The 17365-nt window shown below is 64.3% G+C and carries 21 protein-coding genes; 18 read left to right on the top strand and 3 right to left on the bottom strand.

Going from position 1 to position 17365, the window contains the following annotated elements; genetic code table 11:
- Positions 1–58: 58 nt before the first annotated feature.
- Positions 59–697 carry a DNA-3-methyladenine glycosylase gene (locus Q390_RS0103035; RefSeq protein ID WP_051603006.1) on the bottom strand — a complete coding sequence of 213 codons (639 nt, stop codon included), beginning with the start codon at positions 695–697 and terminating at the stop codon, positions 59–61.
- A gap of 106 nt (positions 698–803) precedes the next feature.
- On the opposite strand from Q390_RS0103035, the gene yedE reads away from it, so the two are divergent.
- From yedE to Q390_RS0103015, 4 genes are all read left to right on the top strand, one after another.
- Entirely contained in the window at positions 804–2027 is a 1224-nt protein-coding gene (gene yedE / locus Q390_RS0103030; protein ID WP_027994750.1) for a selenium metabolism membrane protein YedE/FdhT, read from the top strand.
- A gap of 9 nt (positions 2028–2036) precedes the next feature.
- The gene (gene yedF / locus Q390_RS0103025; protein ID WP_027994749.1) at positions 2037–2291 is read left to right on the top strand and encodes a sulfurtransferase-like selenium metabolism protein YedF; all 255 of its coding nucleotides are present in this window, start codon (positions 2037–2039) and stop codon (positions 2289–2291) included.
- Between the two features lie 25 nt (positions 2292–2316).
- Complete coding sequence (locus Q390_RS0103020; protein ID WP_027994748.1) at positions 2317–2673, top strand: DsrE/DsrF/TusD sulfur relay family protein; 357 nt, start codon at positions 2317–2319, stop codon at positions 2671–2673.
- A 104-nt stretch (positions 2674–2777) separates the two neighbouring features.
- Entirely contained in the window at positions 2778–3215 is a 438-nt protein-coding gene (locus Q390_RS0103015) for an OsmC family protein (RefSeq protein ID WP_027994747.1), read from the top strand.
- Between the two features lie 25 nt (positions 3216–3240).
- Here Q390_RS0103015 and nhaR read toward each other — a convergent pair whose 3' ends face one another.
- Entirely contained in the window at positions 3241–4185 is a 945-nt protein-coding gene (gene nhaR, locus Q390_RS0103010; RefSeq protein WP_027994746.1) for a transcriptional activator NhaR, read from the bottom strand.
- Positions 4186–4305: 120 nt separating this feature from the next.
- Between nhaR and Q390_RS0103005 the strand changes: the two genes are divergently transcribed.
- The 4 genes from Q390_RS0103005 (at position 4306) to Q390_RS17345 (ending at position 6617) form a co-directional block, all read left to right on the top strand.
- Complete coding sequence (locus Q390_RS0103005; RefSeq protein WP_027994745.1) at positions 4306–4581, top strand: TFIIB-type zinc ribbon-containing protein; 276 nt, start codon at positions 4306–4308, stop codon at positions 4579–4581.
- Between the two features lie 35 nt (positions 4582–4616).
- Positions 4617–5036, top strand: coding sequence for a tellurite resistance TerB family protein (locus tag Q390_RS0103000; protein WP_027994744.1), 420 nt, complete (start codon positions 4617–4619; stop codon positions 5034–5036).
- A gap of 29 nt (positions 5037–5065) precedes the next feature.
- Positions 5066–6079, top strand: a complete 1014-nt coding sequence (locus Q390_RS0102995; protein WP_027994743.1) for a TerC family protein — start codon at positions 5066–5068, stop codon at positions 6077–6079.
- A 190-nt stretch (positions 6080–6269) separates the two neighbouring features.
- The gene (locus tag Q390_RS17345) at positions 6270–6617 is read left to right on the top strand and encodes a DUF4148 domain-containing protein (protein WP_051603005.1); all 348 of its coding nucleotides are present in this window, start codon (positions 6270–6272) and stop codon (positions 6615–6617) included.
- Positions 6618–6705: 88 nt separating this feature from the next.
- Here Q390_RS17345 and Q390_RS17340 read toward each other — a convergent pair whose 3' ends face one another.
- Complete coding sequence (locus Q390_RS17340; RefSeq protein ID WP_037472022.1) at positions 6706–7071, bottom strand: hypothetical protein; 366 nt, start codon at positions 7069–7071, stop codon at positions 6706–6708.
- A 107-nt stretch (positions 7072–7178) separates the two neighbouring features.
- Between Q390_RS17340 and dinG the strand changes: the two genes are divergently transcribed.
- From dinG to Q390_RS0102935, 10 genes are all read left to right on the top strand, one after another.
- Positions 7179–9359, top strand: coding sequence for an ATP-dependent DNA helicase DinG (dinG, locus tag Q390_RS0102980; RefSeq protein WP_027994742.1), 2181 nt, complete (start codon positions 7179–7181; stop codon positions 9357–9359).
- A 114-nt stretch (positions 9360–9473) separates the two neighbouring features.
- The gene (locus Q390_RS0102975) at positions 9474–9827 is read left to right on the top strand and encodes a zinc ribbon domain-containing protein YjdM (RefSeq protein WP_027994741.1); all 354 of its coding nucleotides are present in this window, start codon (positions 9474–9476) and stop codon (positions 9825–9827) included.
- A 136-nt stretch (positions 9828–9963) separates the two neighbouring features.
- Positions 9964–10464, top strand: a complete 501-nt coding sequence (locus Q390_RS0102970; protein ID WP_027994740.1) for a pyridoxamine 5'-phosphate oxidase family protein — start codon at positions 9964–9966, stop codon at positions 10462–10464.
- Between the two features lie 410 nt (positions 10465–10874).
- Positions 10875–12017 carry an extracellular catalytic domain type 1 short-chain-length polyhydroxyalkanoate depolymerase gene (locus tag Q390_RS0102965; RefSeq protein WP_037472021.1) on the top strand — a complete coding sequence of 381 codons (1143 nt, stop codon included), beginning with the start codon at positions 10875–10877 and terminating at the stop codon, positions 12015–12017.
- A 60-nt stretch (positions 12018–12077) separates the two neighbouring features.
- The gene (locus tag Q390_RS0102960; RefSeq protein ID WP_027994738.1) at positions 12078–12695 is read left to right on the top strand and encodes a 3'-5' exonuclease; all 618 of its coding nucleotides are present in this window, start codon (positions 12078–12080) and stop codon (positions 12693–12695) included.
- Between the two features lie 159 nt (positions 12696–12854).
- Entirely contained in the window at positions 12855–13262 is a 408-nt protein-coding gene (locus tag Q390_RS0102955) for a CopG family transcriptional regulator (RefSeq protein ID WP_245606850.1), read from the top strand.
- A 56-nt stretch (positions 13263–13318) separates the two neighbouring features.
- Positions 13319–14614, top strand: coding sequence for an extracellular catalytic domain type 1 short-chain-length polyhydroxyalkanoate depolymerase (locus Q390_RS17335; protein ID WP_051603004.1), 1296 nt, complete (start codon positions 13319–13321; stop codon positions 14612–14614).
- Positions 14611–15327, top strand: a complete 717-nt coding sequence (locus tag Q390_RS0102945) for an MOSC domain-containing protein (protein WP_027994736.1) — start codon at positions 14611–14613, stop codon at positions 15325–15327. Before Q390_RS17335 ends, Q390_RS0102945 begins: the two co-directional genes overlap by 4 nt.
- A 29-nt stretch (positions 15328–15356) precedes the next feature.
- Complete coding sequence (locus tag Q390_RS0102940; protein WP_027994735.1) at positions 15357–15863, top strand: C40 family peptidase; 507 nt, start codon at positions 15357–15359, stop codon at positions 15861–15863.
- 63 nt (positions 15864–15926) lie between these two features.
- Positions 15927–17048 carry a 3-deoxy-7-phosphoheptulonate synthase gene (locus Q390_RS0102935; protein ID WP_027994734.1) on the top strand — a complete coding sequence of 374 codons (1122 nt, stop codon included), beginning with the start codon at positions 15927–15929 and terminating at the stop codon, positions 17046–17048.
- The last annotated feature ends 317 nt before the right edge of the window (positions 17049–17365 follow it).

Raw genomic sequence — 17365 nt, 5'->3', positions numbered from 1 at the left:
GCCAACGCGCGCAAAGCAACATCAAAGTTGAAGAAAGCGTGGTGGCCCCACCGCGGCTTCAACTGCGGCGTGGCGCGGCAAAGGCGCGGCTCAGAAACCGGGAGCCGCGCTCGCCAAAGCGCCACGGTACCTCGACCGCTTTGGAGATGCCGATGCGCGGGCCGGTGACGATCTCGATGGGGATGGGTGGCTGACTGGGCGCGGGTTGCCACAGCGTAAACGGCGGCGCCTGCAGGGACAGGCCGTTGCAGCGCGCATCCACCCCCAGCGCTTGCGTCAACCGCCCCGGCCCGGCGCACAGCAGGCGCTGGTTGTCCAGCCCCCGGCGCACGCGCATTTGCACCAAGCCGTGGGTCGGCTCCAGCGCGCGCAGCAGCACCCCGGCACCGTGGCCGACCTCGCGGCAGACGGCATTCAGGCACCAGTGCAGGCCATACGAGCGGTACACATAGGCACAGCCGGGCGGCCCAAACATCGCTGCGCAGCGTGGCGTCGGGCCGGCAAAGGTGTGCGATGCCGGATCGCTTTGGTCATAGGCCTCGACTTCGACAATGCGCCCGCCGACACCCTCCACCAGCAGCGTGAGGCCGATCAACTGGCGCGCCACGAGGGCCGCCTCGGCAGCAAAATCGATCTCGGCCGGCACCAGGGACAGCGGGGATGGCGAAGGCGCTTGAGAGAGGGCATGGTTTTTCATGTCAGCAAGGCATATCACAGCGGTGGGTCAATAGGACGAAAATAAGCCCGGCAAGCTCCTTTTCGGGAGCCTTTGTTTTTATATCCCTTCTGCAAAGTCACCCCCCATGTCCTGGAATCAGTTCAAGCAGCACTACTTGGTGCGCTTTTGGTCACCCGTCCCCGCCGTCATTGCGGCGGGGGTGCTGTCGGCCTATTACTTTGGCCTGACCGGCACCTTCTGGGCCGTCACCGGCGAGTTCACGCGCTGGGGCGGACATGCGCTGCAGTTTGCTGGCGTGGACTTGTCCCACTGGGGCTATTTCAAGCTCATTGGACTGCAGGGCACACCGCTGACCCGCATCGATGGCGTGATGATCATCGGCATGTTCGTCGGCTGCTTTTCTGCGGCGCTGTGGGCCAATAACGTCAAGCTGCGTTACCCGACGCACCGCATCCGTGTGTTCCAGGCGCTGGCCGGCGGCATCATTGCCGGCTTTGGCGCACGTTTGGCGATGGGCTGCAATCTGGCGGCGTTCTTCACCGGTATTCCGCAGTTCTCGCTGCACGCTTGGTTCTTTGCCATCGCCACGGCGATTGGCTCGCTGGCCGGCGCCAAGGTCAGCCTGCTGCCGGTATTTCGCATCCCGGTGAAGCTGCAAAAGGTCTCGGCGCCGCAGCCGTTGTCAGCGCACGCGGCGCAGGCCAAAACGCGTTTTCGCCTCGGGATGTTCCTGTTTCTGGCCTTCATCGTCTGGGCCGTGGCCAAGATGTTCGATGCGCCCAAGCTCGGGCTGGCAGCGCTGTTTGGCCTGGCGTTTGGCCTGATCATCGAGCGCGCCCAGGTCTGCTTTACCTCGGCCTTTCGCGACCTGTGGATCACCGGGCGCACGCAGATGGCCAAGGCCATCCTTGCCGGCATGGCGGTCAGCACGATTGGCGTGTACAGCTATGTGCAGCTGGGGCTGGATCCGAAAATCTTCTGGGCCGGCCCGAATGCGGTGATTGGCGGCCTGTTGTTTGGCTTTGGCATCGTGCTGGCCGGTGGCTGCGAAACCGGCTGGATGTACCGCGCCGTCGAAGGTCAGGTGCACTACTGGTGGGTCGGCCTGGGCAACGTCATCGGCTCAACACTTTTGGCGCTGGTGTGGGACGATCTGGCGCCCACGATTGCCGTCAATTACGACAAGGTCAACCTGCTCAAGACACTCGGCCCACAGGGCGGCCTGCTGGCGACTTACCTGATGCTCGGCCTGTCGCTGGCACTGGTCATCTGGTGGGAAAAGCACTTTTTTGCCAAGAAGGCCCGCCAGAACGCTACCGCCGCGGCCCTGCTGCAAACCGCACTCTGAAAGACCCCCATGACAGTCACCTCCCCATCCACCAGCCCCTACCTTCCCGACTTTCGCCTCGACATGGTCGGCGAGCCCTGCCCGTACCCAGCGGTGGCCACCCTCGAAGCCATGCCGCAACTGGCGCCCGGCCAGATTCTGGAAGTGGTGTCGGACTGCCCGCAGTCGATCAACAACATTCCGCTGGACGCCAAAAACCACGGCTACGAAGTGCTGGAAATCCAGCAGGACGGGCCGACGATCCGCTACCTGATCCGCCGTTAAACAGCACCATCCCAAGGAGTCCCTGATGCAAAAAATCCTGATCATCATCCATGCTGCCCCCTATGGCAGCGAGCGCTGCCTGTCTGGCCTGCGCGTGGCTACCGCTCTGGCAGCGCACCCCACGGAAGAAGTGCAACTGCGCGTTTTCTTGATGTCCGACGCCTCGTTTGTCGGCCTGCCCAACCAGCAGGATGGCAACGGCAGCGGCCTGCAAGCCCTGGTCGAGCAACTGGTGGACTGCGGCGTCACCATCCGCCTGTGCCGCACCTGCGCCTTGGCGCGCGGTCTGGCCGATCTGCCACTGATCAAGGGACTAGAAATTGGCACCCTGGCCGAACTGGCCCAGTGGACGCTGGACGCCGACAAGGTGCTGACGTTCTGAGGCCACCGTTGTAGGACGGCACGGCCGCACCGGCGCGGCCGTGGCCGACAGCCCGCAGAGCGGCGCCATGCTGTGATGTTCCTTTTGTCCAAAGGAACTCTGCCATGTCTGAAAAAACTGCAAGCATCCACTGGGAAGGCGCCGGCAAAACCGGTCAAGGCCAGATCAGCACCGAAACCGGCGCGCTGAAGGCCTATCCTTACGGCTTCAAGAGCCGCTTTGAAGACGACCGCAAGGGTACCAACCCGGAAGAAATTGTCGGCGCAGCGCACGCCGCCTGCTTCACGATGGCGTTTGCCTTTGCCGCCGAGAAGGCTGGTCACCCCACTGAAGCACTGGACACCACGGCCAGCGTCCGTTTGGTCAAGGACGGCGAAGGCTTCACCATTGACCGCATCGCCCTGACGCTCAACGCCAAGGTGCCGGGCCTGGACGACGCGGCCTTCCAGCAACTGGCCACCGAAGCCAAAAACAACTGCCCGCTGTCCAAGGCACTGGCTGGCGTGCCCCACATCACGCTCAGCGCCACGCTGGTGCAGTAAGCGGCCCCTGGCTCTGTAGCCCCTTTCACTCCAAGCTACGGCTGACCAACGCTGCAGGCGCAAACAGCTTGCACCGGGCGGCGGCCGTGATGGCGGCGACGGCGGGATGCGAAATGCGCCGCTCCACCGAGATGGCGTAGAACTCTTCCCACAAATCCTCCGGGTGGCCCAGCAGGGTCACCTGGTATTGCTGCACGATTTCCTGTGCCAGCACGGCGGGCGCGGCAAACACGCCCTGGCCTTCGCGGCCAAACGCTTTGAGCAAAGCGCTGTCGTCAAACTCTGCCGCCACTGTCGGTGCCAGCGCCTGCTGGCGCAGCCAAGCGTCTAGCCGCGCGCGCAGGGCTGAAGCGCGGGTCGGCAGCAGCAGCGGCAGCTGCGCCAAGCACGCCGGAAAGCTCGCTTGCGCGCGCCGCGCCGTCAGGCCGGCGGCCTTGAGCAGCTGCGGCGCAGCAAAAAAGGCCATGCCGGTGCGCCCCAGCAGGTGGGTATAGACCTTGACACTCAGGCGCGCGGGCGCTGGCACGTCCGACAAAACCAGATCGAGCCGGTGCACCGCCAGCTCGCCCAGCAGCGACGTCAGGCCACCCTCGTGGCAGACCAGCTGCGGCGGCTCGGGCAGCGCCATGGCGGGTTCCAGCACATGAAAAGCGATCGCTTTGGGCAGGGCGTCGGCAATGCCCACGCGCAGCACCGTGGCGCGGCGCAGGTCGCGCCCGCTGTCCAGCGCCTCCTGCAATGCCGCGCCGAGCGAAAAAATCTCATCGGCATAGCGCATCACCAGGCGGCCGGCATCGGTCGGCTCGACGCCGCGCCCAACTTTGCGCAGCAGCGGCTGGCCCAGGCGCTGCTCCAGCAGCTTGATTTGCCCGCTGAGGGTTTGCGGCGTCAGGTGTAGCTGCTCACTAGCGCGCACGACGCCGCCGGCGCGCAGCACCGTCCAGAAATAGTGCAGGTGCTTGTAATTCATGGTTTGCTTCTTTCAAGACGCTTCGTATTATTCGAAGCGATGGTGACAATTTTCTGATTTTCCTGAAGTCTTGTGGCTCTTAGAGTCGCTCCATTGCCACTTTTATTTCAGGAGATCACCATGCATTGCCCCCATTGCCCCGCCAGCACCTTGGTCATCAGCGAACGCAGCGGTATCGAGATCGATTACTGCCCGCAGTGCCGTGGCGTCTGGCTCGATCGCGGCGAACTGGACAAGCTGATCGAGCGCTCGCTGCCTGCGCAGCCCCCGGCTGCTGGCGTTCGCCCATCCGGTCGCAGCGACCGGGATGACCGTTACGACCACGATCGTCGCCCTGGACAGCACAGCAGCAACCAGCGGCCACGCAAGTCGTGGTTGAGCGAAATTTTTGACTGATTTTTCTTCCGTTGCACTTTCACCGAAAGACCACCATGCGTACCTATCCCTCCAACAGCCCCGAAGCCGCCGCCCGCATCGTGGCGCTGGCCATGCTGGCCGACGGCCATGTCTGTCACAGTGAGATGCAGGCGCTGGACGCGCTGCACGCTGGTGCGCGTTTGCAGCTGACGCCACAGCAGCTGCGCGCAGTGCTGCGCGGCCTGTCAGAGGACCTGCTGACCAGCGCCTACCCACAGTGGGGCAGCACCTGCCAGATGGACGGGCACGCGCTGGGCACGCTGTTGGACGAAGTGAGTGACCCGGCGCTGCGCGCCACCACGCTGGCGCTGTGCCGGCAACTGGCGCAAGCCGACGCGCACTGGGCACCGGCCGAAGATCGCCTGATGGCGCGGCTGGCGCAGCATTGGCAACTGCCGGAGGCCGCTCCCGACCCCAGCGGCCGTGCGGTCTGAGCTACCAACACCCCACCGAGGACCCGGCCATGACCGAATTTTTATACGCTCCTTTTTTGGGCCAGGCCACCTGGCTGTGGCTGGTGTTTGTCGGCGTGGTGGTGGCGCTGCTGGCCTTTGACCTGGGCGTGCTGCACCGCGACGACCATGCCATCGGTATCCGCGAGAGCCTGTGGCTGTCGGGCGGTTACATCAGCGCGGCCACGCTGTTTGGCGGCTGGCTGTGGTGGCAGCTGGGCGCGCAAAGCGGCATCGACTACTTCACCGGCTTCCTGATTGAAAAGTCGCTGTCGATGGACAACGTGTTCGTGATTGCGATGATCTTTTCGTTCTTCGCCATTCCGCGCCAGTACCAGCACCGGGTGCTGTTCTGGGGCATTTTGGGCGCCATCGTGCTGCGTGCGCTGATGATTGGCTTGGGCGCCGCGCTGGTGACGCAATTCAGCTGGGTGCTGTATATTTTTGGCGCATTCTTGGTCATCACCGGCATCAAGATGCTGTCGATGTCCGCCGACGACGCGCCGGACTTGGCCAGCAACCCGGTGGTGCGCTGGCTGCAGCGCCACCTGCGCGTCACGCCGACGCTGCACGGTAATGCGTTCTTTGTGCGCGCACCGCACCCAGCCGAGGACGACAAAAAGGGCGCCGTGGTCTGGGCCACGCCGCTGTTTCTGGCGCTGTGCATGGTGGAGATGGCCGACCTGATTTTTGCCGTGGACTCGGTGCCGGCCATCTTTGCCATCACCACCGACCCGTTCATCGTCTACACCAGCAACATCTTCGCCATCCTGGGGCTGCGTGCGCTGTACTTCGCGCTGGCTGCGATGGTGCACCGCTTCGTCTATCTGAAATACGCCCTGGCGCTGGTGCTGGTGTTCATTGGCGGCAAGATTTTTCTGGTCAACCTAGTGGGCAAGATTCCCTCGGTGGTCAGCCTGAGCGTGACGGCGGGATTGATCGCTGGTGGCGTGCTGGTGTCGCTGTGGAAGACACGCGGGCAGAACACGGCGGCAGCGGCGGTGGACCAAAAGGCGCAGGGCTGATAGCCCCTTGCAGCGCAAGCTGCGCTCCATGACACATCGGTAATGTGCGTGCAATCGTTTTGTCGGGAAGGTTTTTTTAACATACAAAGCACTGGATAACGCAGCCGAGGACATACCTCCTACCACTGCCAACCTCCTGAAAACCGGCAGCGTTATCGCCCGCCTTCCTGTCATGTTACGAAAGACCACCATGCAACGCATTTCCCTTCGCTCCTTCTCCCTGGCCCTGGTCGCCCTCTCGGCCAGCGCAGCTTTCGCCGCCACGCCTGCCGAGCCCCTGACCCGCGCACAAGTGCGCGCTGAACTGCAGCAAGCCCAGCGCACAGGCCACGTGCTGGCCCCCGGTGAAAGCGGTTTGACACGCAACCAACTCTTCCCCAGCCAATACCCGCAACAGACCAGCGGCGCCGAAAACACCCGTGCACAGGTAAAAGCGGATTTGCAGCAGGCACGGCGCTCCGGCGACCTGCTGGCCCCGGGCGAAAGCGGTCTGCAGCTCAATGCGCTCTACCCACAGCGTTACAACGGCGTGCACTAATTCACTGCGGCTGACAGCTGTCGGCTGACAAACGCCGCAAACCACTGGTTTGCGGCGTTTTTTCTGCGCGCAGGCCGCGTGCCCTGCTTTATCGGTGGTCAGGCTCGACCGGCCCCGGTGTGCCGGGCTGGGCCGGCTCGGTGGGCACCACCGGCTTACCGATGTTGTGTGCCTCCAGCGCGGCATCGGTGTCCACCAAGCCGCGTTTGACATCGCGGTGCGCCTGTTGCATCTCGGCACTGGGGATGCCGTCGGTCATATCGACCGACTGGTCACGTTCGTGCGGCAGTTTGGGCAGGGTTTTATCGTCCGTGTGCGTGCCATCGGCGGGTGGCGTGTTCGGGTCAGGCTCTTTTTTGCGCGTGCTCACGCTGCGCTGCTCCGTCACCGCCACAGCAGGTGCTGCGGGCGCCTCAGAGAGTGTCGGCTTGGCAGGGGGTTGGGTGGCGGTCATGGCGGCGGCTCCTGTAGGGAATGGGGGCGTGGTGACCCCATCGTAAGAGACCCCTACCCCGCCGCTTGTAGGCCAGCAAGCCATGCCCGTGCCACACTCCCGCCCCTATGTCTTCTTCTGAGTGGGCCCAGGCGGCCCTGCAAGCATTCGATCAGGTGGTGCAAGCCACCGACGGTTTTCGCGGCCGCGCCGGCCAGCGCAGCATGGCCGAACAGGTGGCGCAGACCTTCAGCATGGCGCAATTGGGCAAGTCCGAGGACGACAGCGTGGCGCCGGTGCGCGCCATTGCCGTCATCCAGGCAGGCACCGGCGTCGGCAAGTCGCTGGCTTATTGCGCGCCGGCGCTGGCACTGGCGCTGGCACGCAACACGCGGGTGTTGATTTCCACCGCCACCGTGGCGCTGCAAGAGCAATTGGTCAACAAGGACTTGCCGGCGCTGGCGGCGCAAATGGCCGAGCCGTTCAAATTTGCGCTGGCCAAGGGGCGCGGACGCTATGTTTGCAAGCTGAAATTGGAGCGCCTGGCCGGCACTGGTGAAGCGCACGACGAGGACGAGGGCGACCTGTTCCCCGAAGAAGCCGCCGCCGCCCGCCCGCAGCACGAGACCGAAGCACGCGTGCAGTTTTACGCCAGCATGGCGCAGACGCTGGCGACCGGCGCCTGGGATGGCGACCGCGACAGCCTGGACCACCCGCCCGAGCCTGAGGTATGGAGCCCTGTCGCCGCTGAGGGCGCCACCTGCACCGGCAAGCACTGCCCGGCGTTTGCCCAGTGCACCTACTACGACAAGCGCAAGGAACTGGTCGGCGCGCAGGTCATTGTGGCCAACCACGACCTGCTGCTGTCGTCGATTGGCGCGCGCATCCTGCCGGATCTCGACAACTGCCTGCTGGTGCTGGACGAAGCGCACCACCTGCCCGCCACCGCGCTGGACCAGTTTGCCTGCAGCATGGATTTGAGCCGGCTCAATTGGATTGACCGCCTGGCCAGCCGCAGCCTGCGCATCGGCCAACTGGTGCAGGTGAGCGACATTGCCGACATCCCGCGCCACGCCAGCCAGCTGCGCCAGCACCTGCAAGATTTGGCGCGGCTGGTGATGGACGTGTATGGCAACGAGCTGCGCCAGCCCGCACCGCGCTGGGGCGGCCCGAACAGCAAACCGCCGCCGACGCGCGTGCGTGTGCCGCGCGGCGAACTGCCCGAGGCGCTGCGGGAGCCGCTGGCCCAGCTGTCACACCACGCCGATGGCTTTTTGGAATGCCTGCGTGCCATCTCCAAAGCCTTGCGCGCCGAAATGCGCGACAAACCGGACGAAGCGCGCCGTCTGTCGCAGTTGTACGCGCAGATTGGCATGTTGGCACCCCGGCTGGAGCAGGCCCACGCCACGGCGCAATTGCTGTTGCAGCACGCACCGGACGATGCCCCATCCAGCTATGTGCCGCCGGCCAAGTGGTTCACGCTCGAAATCGACGGCGACTTTATCGTCGTCAAAGCGCACGCCAGCCCGATCCTGCCCGGCGCCACGCTGCGCCGCCATCTGTGGAGCAGCGTGCGCGGCGCGGTGCTGACCTCGGCGACGCTGACCAGCTGCGGGCAGTTTGACTTTTTTATGCACGAATCAGGCCTGCACGGCGACGACGCGGCCACCACGCTGGAAGTGGCCAGCCCGTTCAACTACGCCGCGCAAGGCACCTTGATTGCTGCCGAAACCCACGCCGAACCGAAAAACGCCGCCGCCTTCACCGCCGAAATGGTCGAAGCGCTGTTGCACGATTTGGCGCGGGTCGAAGCGGGCGCGCTGGTGCTGTTCACCTCGCGCGAGCAAATGCGCAAAGCCGTCGATGCTTTGCCAACCGCGCTGCGCGCCGCCGTACTGGTGCAAACCGCCCTGCCGCGCACGCAGCTGCTGGCACGCCACCGCGAGCGCGTGGCGGGCGGCCTGGTGTCGATCATTTTTGGTATGCAGTCGTTTGGCGAAGGACTGGATTTGCCCGGGCGCCTGTGCGAGTCGGTGTTCATCACCAAACTGCCGTTTGCCCCGCCCGACGACCCGGTGGGCGAGGCGCGTGCCGAATGGCTGCGCGCCGTCGGGCGCGATCCGTTCAGCGAGCTGGTAGTGCCGGCCACCGCCATGCGCTTGGCGCAGTGGGCCGGCCGCGCCATCCGCACCGAAGACGATCAAGCCCATGTCTATTGCTACGACAAGCGCCTGACGCGCACCAGCTACGGCCAGCGCCTGCTGAATGGCCTGCCCGCCTTCACGCTGGTGCGCCGCCCCGCTATTTAAAAAGTGAGCTAGTAGCGCAGGCGTCTAAAGGCTTTCAGACTGTTTATATTGCGCATCTGTTTAAATACCTGCGCTAACAGCTATCATTTTTAATAGAACATTTGAAGGAATCCAATGTCCAATACCGTCCCCGCCTGCCCGCAATGCGGCCTAGAGAACACCTATCCAGATGGCGACAACTACGTCTGCCCCGACTGCGCGCACGAGTGGCCGCAGGTCGCCGGTATTGACAGCGACGAAGCCGCCAGTGATGGCGTAGTGCGCGATGCCAACGGCAATCCGCTGCAAGACGGCGACTCGGTGATTTTGGTAAAAGACCTGAAGGTCAAAGGCTCGTCGTCCACGCTGAAGAAGGGCACCAAAATCAAGAGCATCCGCTTGGTCGATGGCGCTGATGGCCACAACGTGGACTGCAAGACCGATCTGGGCAGCCTGTTTCTCAAGTCGGAATTTTTGAAGAAGGCCTGAAGCAACACCCTGTCCCTAGTGCGCCCGCACTGTGGGACAGACCCCACAGGGGTACGCGCAGCGCACCGACGCCTGCGGCCTTGGCGGCCGCCTACAGTCAATCGCCTATTCACTGTTCCTTTTTCTGGAGGCCGCCATGGACAAAAAGACCCCTGCACACGAAACCCTGTGGGAACTCATCAAGGACATTCGCATTGGCATGGTCACGCACCACGGCGCTAACGGCCAGATGCACGCACACCCGCTGACCACCCAAAATAAGGTAATGGACGATCGCGGCGAGCTGTATTACTTCATCTCCAACCAGAGTGAGCTGCACGACCGCCTGCAAGCCGACAACGAGGTCAGCGTAGCCTATGCCGACCCCAGCGCCGACCGCTATGTGGCAATTTCTGGCCAAGCCAGCTTCAATGACGATCTGGCCAAAAAAGAGGCCCTCTGGAGCCCCATGGCCAAGGCCTGGTTTCCCGAGGGCGCCATCGACCCGAATCTGGCCCTGTTGGTGGTGAACGTGAAACACGCCGAATACTGGAACGTCGACGAAAGCAAGATGGTGCAGCTGCTCAAGATGACCAAGGCCGCCATCACCGGCACGCCGCCGAAAAACCTGGGCGAGCACAAAGAGCTCGATCTCTGAACGCTGCAGGGCAACGGCCAGCACCTGGGCACCTCCTTGGCAGGTGGTCGTGGCCAACAGGGTTTCTCTTGTTGACAGAAAGCTGTGGAGTGCAACAAGTTGTGAACGCAAAATTCTGGCTTATGCCAAAATCGATCGCTCCATCTTGATAGATAAGCTCTATAAGCTATTTTTAGAGAGCAAACCAGCTTCCGTGCTGACAAGCAGCCTGTAGGTTCTTTTTTTCGCTGAAAATTTTTAAAACATCCACGCACCCTCCACACGGATGCCACAAGGACTTTTTCATGGGCCTTCTCCATTCCCTTTATCAGCACTCACAAAGCGCTGTTGTCAAGGTCGCGCCGGTCAGCTGCACCGCCTGACCTGCCGCAGAGCGCTATCACGTTCTCACACTCCCACAAGGACTTTCCATGGACTGGAACACCCAATTCGCCCACATGATGGGTGAGGCTACCGAGATGATGTACGGCAGCCATTTTCTGGATGCTACCGAAGCCATGCAGCGCGCATTCATCGGCGCGCCCGCAGCGGCAGCTGTCGCCTCTGTCATCCACAGCAGCGCCCAGGTGCCCGACGCCTTGCTGCCTGATCCCCAAGCCGCTGGCAGCGCCACCAGCCCGCCTGAGCGGGAAGCACCAGATAGCTTTCAGCGCATCGCCGTCCTGCTCAACGGCGCACTGCACCACTACTGGCTGTATGTGCCCCCAGACGCCGCAGCAGGCACGCCGATGCCGCTGGTGATGATGCTGCACGGCTGCTCGCAAGAAGCCAAAGAATTTGCCATCGCCACCGACATGAATCCCGCTGCGGCGCAGGCCCACACGCTGGTGCTGTACCCCGAACAAGCGCGCGGCGCCAATCCGGGCGGCTGCTGGAATTGGTTTGAGCCAGACAACCAGCGCCGCGGCCAGGGCGAGCTGGGCTTGATGGTGGCCATGCTGCACGACGTGATGGCGCGCCACCCGGTGGATGCGCAGCGCGTGTACGCCGCAGGCATCTCAGCCGGCGGCGCCATGGCCGCTTTGCTGGCACGCGAATACCCCGAGCTGTTTGCCGCCATCGGCGTGCATTCGGGCCTGCAAGCGGGTGCCGCCGACAACATGATGGCGGCGCTATCGGCCATGAACAATGGCGCCAAACTGGGCCCCCAAGCCCAGCCCACTGCACACCCCAGCGGCGCGGAACAGCCGGCGCTGATCGTGTTCCATGGCGATGCCGACACCACCGTGCACGTCAAAAATGGCCAGCAACTGGTCGAGGCGGCTTTGCAAGCGGCACTGGGCGAGCAGGGCACCGTACAGCACGAAACGCTGCACGGCCAGTCCAGCGCCGGCCAGGGCTTCACGCGCACGATGTACCGTGCAGCCCCCCCGGCTGACGCGCCTGCAGACAGCCCGCAGGGCGCAGACGTGCTGGCCGAGCACTGGGTGTTGCACAGCGCTGGTCACGCTTGGTCGGGCGGCAATGCCCGGGTCAGCCAAACCGACGCCCGTGGCGTCAGCGCCACGCAGGAGATGCTGCGGTTTTTTCTGGAACACGCACGCACGTCGTGAATTCACACGGTGCAGCACCAGCGGCTTTAGTGGCGCAATTTTTCTGGCGAAAGGTTTTGCATGTCTCCCATCGCCGTCATCGACTTTGAAACCACCGGCCTGTCGCCCGCCCACGGCGCGCGCGCTACCGAGGTGGCCATCGTGCTGCTGCAAGGGGGTCAGGTGGTGGACCGCTTCGATAGCCTGATGCAGACCGGCGCCTGGATTCCCGCCTTCATCACCCAGCTCACCGGCATCACCAACGCCATGGTGGCCACCGCGCCCGAGGCGGCGGTCGTCATGCACGACGCTGCACGCTTTGTCGGTAATGCGCCGATGGTGGCGCACAACGCCGCCTTTGACCGCAAGTTCTGGCAGGCCGAGCTGGCACGGGCCGATCTGCCCGCGCCGCAGCCCTTTGCCTGTACCGTGCTGCTGTCGCGCCGACTGCACCCGCAAGCGCCCAACCACCAACTGGGCGGGTTGATGGACTTTCACGGTCTGCCGCGCACCGGCACCGCCCACCGCGCCCTGGCCGATGCCGAAATGGCCGCCGCCCTACTCGCGCACCAGCAACGCGAACTGCGCCAACGCTGGGGCATCACTGAGCCAAATCACGCGCTGCTGATGGCATTGCAGCGCTGCACTAAATCGGCCATCGGCCCGCTGTTGGCGCGTTGGACCGAGCAGGCGCCATAAGCCATGTCTCTGCTATTTTTCGGATAACCCAGCCAACTCCACCTGCCGAAAAATCTTTGGGCTTTTTTTGGTCCGATAAAGCTTGAAAACATCCAAATGGATTCCATATACCATCCATATGGATTCCAAAAGGAGTATTTCATGGGAAGCATCCACCCAATGACCAGTCCCCGCAGTAAAGTGCCGGAGTCTGAAAAAGTCACTATCAACCTCGGTTACGTGGACTTGGGGCACGTTGATTTGCTCGTGGCGGAGGGCTTTTATGCCAACCGCACCGACTTCATCCGCACCGCTATTCGCAACCAGCTCGCCCTCCAAGCGGAGGCCGTGCGCCAAGTGGTGGCGCGCAAGATGCTGGTGCTGGGCTTGCAGCGCTTTAGCCGCACCGATTTGGAAGCCTGCCAAGCGGCAGGCGAGACGCTGGACATCCGCGTCCTGGGGCTGGCCAGCATTGACGACGACGTCTCTGCCGCGCTGGCGCAGGCGACGATTGCTAGCGTCACCGTGCTGGGCGCTTTTCAGGCCAGCGCCGCCGTCAAGGCCGCCTTGGCCGGGCGCATCGGATGAACTCCATGCACACCCTCAAGAACCTTTTCACGCTCCCAAACCACCAAGGAATCCCCATGGACTGGAACCCTCATTTCACCGACATGCTGGGCGAAGCCACCGAGCTGATGCACAGCGGCAACCTGATGGAAGCGACCGCCGCCATTCAACGCGCGCTGAACAACCAAGCTCCCCTGGCCCGCGCAGCCCGCGCTACCCCTACTCCCCCTGCTAGCCCTAGCGCTGCAACGTGCGCCAAGCCTGCCGCTGGCCCGTGGCCCGCTGCGCGGTCTGCTGCCGCCAGCAACCTGCGTTCCAAGCTCAAAGCCACCGTCGAGGATGCCGTGGTGCGCGAAATGCGCACGCCCAGCGCTTGGGCACGCCCCACAGCAGCCCCTGAGCAGCCCATGGGCGAGTCGGTGGGCAAGTCAGTGCGCGAGGCGCCCGACAGCTTTGAGCGCGTCACGTTGATGCACCAAGGCATACGCCACCAATACCGCTTGTACGTCCCCCCGGGCGCGGCAAACGGTGTGGCCATGCCATTGGTGTTAATGCTGCACGGCTGCACCCAAAACGCCGACGACTTTGCGCTGGGCACCGGCATGAACCAAGCCGCCGCACCCGCCAACGCCATGGTGCTGTACCCAGCGCAGGCGCGCAGTGCCAACCCCAACGGTTGCTGGAATTGGTTTGAACCCGGCCACCAGCACCGCGGCCAAGGCGAACCCGAGTTGCTGGTGGCCATGGTGCGCGACGTGATGGCGCGCCACCCCGTGGACGCCCAGCGCGTGTACGCCGCGGGCCTGTCCGCCGGTGGCGCGATGGCGGCCGTGCTAGGGCGCGAATACCCCGACGTATTTGCCGCCGTCGGCGTGCATTCGGGCCTGCAAGCCGGTGCGGCGAACAACATGATGGCGGCGCTGTCGGCCATGAACAATGGCGCCAAGCTGTCCACGAAGAGACGGCCCGCAGCCCACCCCAGCGGCGCACCACACCCGGCACTGATCGTCTTTCACGGCGATACGGACAGCACCGTACACGCCAAAAATGGCGAGCAACTGGTCGAGGCGGCTTTGCAAGCGGCGCTGGGCGAGCAGGGCACCGTGCGGCATGAAGCACTGAACGGCCAGTCGGATGGTGGCCAACGCTTTACACGCACCGTATACCGCGCGGCTGGCGCCAAAGGCGCGGACGTGCTGGCCGAGCACTGGGTGCTGCACGGCGCCGGTCACGCATGGTCGGGCGGCAACGCCCAGGGCAGCTACACCGATGCCCGCGGCATCAGCGCCACCCAAGAGATGCTGCGCTTCTTTTTGGAACACCCGCGCTCGCCTACCACCGCCACCGCGGCCGCTACGGACCTCAGCGAATGACGGCCACCTGTCTCGGCCACGTTGGCGCCGTACTGCGCGGGCCCGCCGTGCCGTTCACCCGGCCGGGCTCGCATAGCGCCATTGCCAAATTTCCCGTCACCGACCCGGTGGCCGTGGGCACGCTGGGCCTGGAAGGCGACGAGCAGGGTGACCCGCGCGTCCACGGTGGCCCCGACAAAGCCGTACACCAGTACGCCCAAGAGCACTACGCCCCCTGGCGCACTGAACTGGGATCGCTGCCGGTGCTCGCCACCCCCGGCGCGTTTGGCGAAAACCTGGCCAGCAGCGGCGTGACCGAACAACAGATTTGCCTGGGCGACCAGGTGCGCGTTGGCAGCGTACTGCTGGAAGTCTCCCAAAGCCGCCAACCCTGCTGGAAGCTCAACGACCGCTTTGGCGTGCCGGACATGGCGCGGCGCGTGCAGCAGACCGGCCGCACCGGCTGGTATTACCGCGTGCTCGAACCCGGCACACTGCAGGCGGGCGACCCGCTCACGCTGGTCGCCCGCCCCTGGCCGCAGTGGCCGCTGGTGCGCATCATCGACGTGCTCTACCACCAGCCCTTTGATGCCGCCGTGCTGAGCGCATTGGCGACACTGCCCCTGCCGCCGCCATGGCGCCGGCTGGTTGAAGGCCGGCTGGCACACGGCGTGGTAGAAAACTGGAGCACGCGCCTAGAAGGCCCCACTCTGGCGCCAGCCGCCTTGCCCTGACCAGGGCGAGCCTCCTTTACCCTTGCGGGATGCGTTTACCCCACTGCCTGGCTCTGGCTGCGGCGCTGCTGCTGGTCGGCGGCTGCAGCACAGCCCCCTCCTCCTCCTCCCGGTCATCCCCCTCTTCGCGCGGCGCAGTCGCGCCGCGCAGCGCCCCCCTGTCCGACGAACAGGCGCACGACATCACCATCCACGCCCTGGGCTTGGTCGGCACGCCCTACCGCTACGGCGGCAACACCCCGGACAGCGGCTTTGACTGCAGCGGCCTGATCGGCTACGTCTACCAAAGCCGCGCCGGCCGCTCGCCGCCGCGCACTGTGGCACAACTCGACCAGTGGGGTTTGCCGATTGCCGCACAGGAGTTGCGCAGCGGCGACCTGGTGGTCTTTGGCCGCGGCCGCACCCCCAACCATGCCGGCATCTATGTCGGCGAAGGGCGCTTCGTCCACGCCCCCTCCAGCGGCGGCACAGTGCGGCTCGACCGGCTGGACGCCAAGCACTGGGCCGGGCAAAAACCGGCGTTTCGCCGGCCTTGAGCCCGTAGGTGCTGGTCAGACCCGCGTAACCAAGCACCGGCGCTGGCGCGCGACAATTCGCGCATGACCACACTCCATACCCACACCGCGCCCCAGGCCCTCTCGACCCACGACACCACGCGCATTGACGACACACGCATCAAGGCGGTGCGCCCGCTGATCACGCCAGCGCTGCTGCAGGAGTGGCTGCCGACGCCCGATGCCGCACAGGCGCTGGTCGAATCCAGCCGCATCGCCATCTCGCGCGTGCTGCAAGGCCAGGACGACCGGCTGATCGTGGTGGTCGGGCCGTGCTCCATCCACGACCACGGCCAGGCGATGGCGTACGCACGCCAGCTCAAAGTGCAGGCGGATGCGCTGCAGGGCGAATTGCTGCTGGTGATGCGCGTGTATTTTGAAAAACCGCGCACCACCGTGGGCTGGAAGGGCTACATCAACGACCCGCACATGGACGGCAGCTTTGCGATCAACGAAGGGTTGGAAATGGCGCGTGCGCTGCTGCTGGACGTGCTGGCGCTGGGCCTGCCGGTGGGCACGGAATTTTTGGATCTGCTCAGCCCGCAATTCATCAGCGACCTGGTGAGCTGGGGCGCCATCGGCGCGCGCACCACCGAGAGCCAGAGCCACCGCCAGCTGGCCAGCGGCTTGTCGTGCCCGGTGGGCTTCAAGAACGGCACCGACGGCGGCGTCAAAGTAGCCAGCGACGCCATCCAGGCCGCGCAGGCCGCGCACGCCTTTATGGGGATGACCAAGATGGGGCAGTCGGCGATTTTTGAAACACGCGGCAACAACGATTGCCATGTAATTCTGCGCGGTGGCAAACAGACCAATTACGGCGCCGCCGACGTGAATGCGACCTGCGCGCTGCTGCGCCAAGCCGGTCTGCGTCCGCAGGTGATGATTGACGTGTCGCACGCCAACAGCAGCAAGCAACACCAGCGGCAAATCGATGTCGCCGCCGACGTGGCGACGCAGGTGGCAGCGGGCGATGCGCGCATTACCGGACTGATGATCGAGAGCCACCTGCAAGAAGGGCGCCAGGACATCATCGAAGGCCAGCCGCTGCAGGTGGGCGTGTCGGTGACGGATGCCTGCATCAGCATGGCGCAGACCGTGCCGGTGCTGCAGCACCTGGCCGCTGCGGTACGTGCACGTCGCGCTTGGGCTGCAGCCAAGAACAATTAAAACTAATAGCTGCAGGCGCTTGATAGACGGGGGCTTACAGCCTATTTGGCTTAAAAACCAGGGGATAGCCTCCCAAAGGGAGGTACGCCAGAGTGGACGGCACCCTGGCGCACCGGACACGGGCACCTTCCTGCACCCGCCATCGGCGAGCGAGGCCGGTACACAGAGCAAATCTGTCACCTAAACAAGCGGTGTAGCATCAAGAAAAAATGGCACAGCCCGGCCCATGTTTGCACACAACATGTACCGAACCGTCTCACCCATCGGAGCCCATTTGCCTATGACCATGCTCTCGCATCCCTTGTCCTTGCTGGGAC

Source organism: Simplicispira psychrophila DSM 11588 (assembly GCF_000688255.1).
Lineage (GTDB): Bacteria > Pseudomonadota > Gammaproteobacteria > Burkholderiales > Burkholderiaceae_C > Simplicispira > Simplicispira psychrophila.
Note: the sequence above shows the minus strand (reverse complement) of the source record. Positions and strands in the feature narration are given on the sequence as shown.

Excerpts from the sequence above, each read along its gene's own strand:
- Q390_RS0103035 (WP_051603006.1), bottom strand. The coding sequence starts at position 697 with ATGAAAAACCATGCCCTCTCTCAAGCGCCTTCGCCATCCCCGCTGTCC.
- yedE (WP_027994750.1), top strand. The coding sequence starts at position 804 with ATGTCCTGGAATCAGTTCAAGCAGCACTACTTGGTGCGCTTTTGGTCA.
- yedF (WP_027994749.1), top strand. The coding sequence starts at position 2,037 with ATGACAGTCACCTCCCCATCCACCAGCCCCTACCTTCCCGACTTTCGC.
- Q390_RS0103020 (WP_027994748.1), top strand. The coding sequence starts at position 2,317 with ATGCAAAAAATCCTGATCATCATCCATGCTGCCCCCTATGGCAGCGAG.
- Q390_RS0103015 (WP_027994747.1), top strand. The coding sequence starts at position 2,778 with ATGTCTGAAAAAACTGCAAGCATCCACTGGGAAGGCGCCGGCAAAACC.
- nhaR (WP_027994746.1), bottom strand. The coding sequence starts at position 4,185 with ATGAATTACAAGCACCTGCACTATTTCTGGACGGTGCTGCGCGCCGGC.
- Q390_RS0103005 (WP_027994745.1), top strand. The coding sequence starts at position 4,306 with ATGCATTGCCCCCATTGCCCCGCCAGCACCTTGGTCATCAGCGAACGC.
- Q390_RS0103000 (WP_027994744.1), top strand. The coding sequence starts at position 4,617 with ATGCGTACCTATCCCTCCAACAGCCCCGAAGCCGCCGCCCGCATCGTG.
- Q390_RS0102995 (WP_027994743.1), top strand. The coding sequence starts at position 5,066 with ATGACCGAATTTTTATACGCTCCTTTTTTGGGCCAGGCCACCTGGCTG.
- Q390_RS17345 (WP_051603005.1), top strand. The coding sequence starts at position 6,270 with ATGCAACGCATTTCCCTTCGCTCCTTCTCCCTGGCCCTGGTCGCCCTC.
- Q390_RS17340 (WP_037472022.1), bottom strand. The coding sequence starts at position 7,071 with ATGACCGCCACCCAACCCCCTGCCAAGCCGACACTCTCTGAGGCGCCC.
- dinG (WP_027994742.1), top strand. The coding sequence starts at position 7,179 with ATGTCTTCTTCTGAGTGGGCCCAGGCGGCCCTGCAAGCATTCGATCAG.
- Q390_RS0102975 (WP_027994741.1), top strand. The coding sequence starts at position 9,474 with ATGTCCAATACCGTCCCCGCCTGCCCGCAATGCGGCCTAGAGAACACC.
- Q390_RS0102970 (WP_027994740.1), top strand. The coding sequence starts at position 9,964 with ATGGACAAAAAGACCCCTGCACACGAAACCCTGTGGGAACTCATCAAG.
- Q390_RS0102965 (WP_037472021.1), top strand. The coding sequence starts at position 10,875 with ATGGACTGGAACACCCAATTCGCCCACATGATGGGTGAGGCTACCGAG.
- Q390_RS0102960 (WP_027994738.1), top strand. The coding sequence starts at position 12,078 with ATGTCTCCCATCGCCGTCATCGACTTTGAAACCACCGGCCTGTCGCCC.
- Q390_RS0102955 (WP_245606850.1), top strand. The coding sequence starts at position 12,855 with ATGACCAGTCCCCGCAGTAAAGTGCCGGAGTCTGAAAAAGTCACTATC.
- Q390_RS17335 (WP_051603004.1), top strand. The coding sequence starts at position 13,319 with ATGGACTGGAACCCTCATTTCACCGACATGCTGGGCGAAGCCACCGAG.
- Q390_RS0102945 (WP_027994736.1), top strand. The coding sequence starts at position 14,611 with ATGACGGCCACCTGTCTCGGCCACGTTGGCGCCGTACTGCGCGGGCCC.
- Q390_RS0102940 (WP_027994735.1), top strand. The coding sequence starts at position 15,357 with ATGCGTTTACCCCACTGCCTGGCTCTGGCTGCGGCGCTGCTGCTGGTC.
- Q390_RS0102935 (WP_027994734.1), top strand. The coding sequence starts at position 15,927 with ATGACCACACTCCATACCCACACCGCGCCCCAGGCCCTCTCGACCCAC.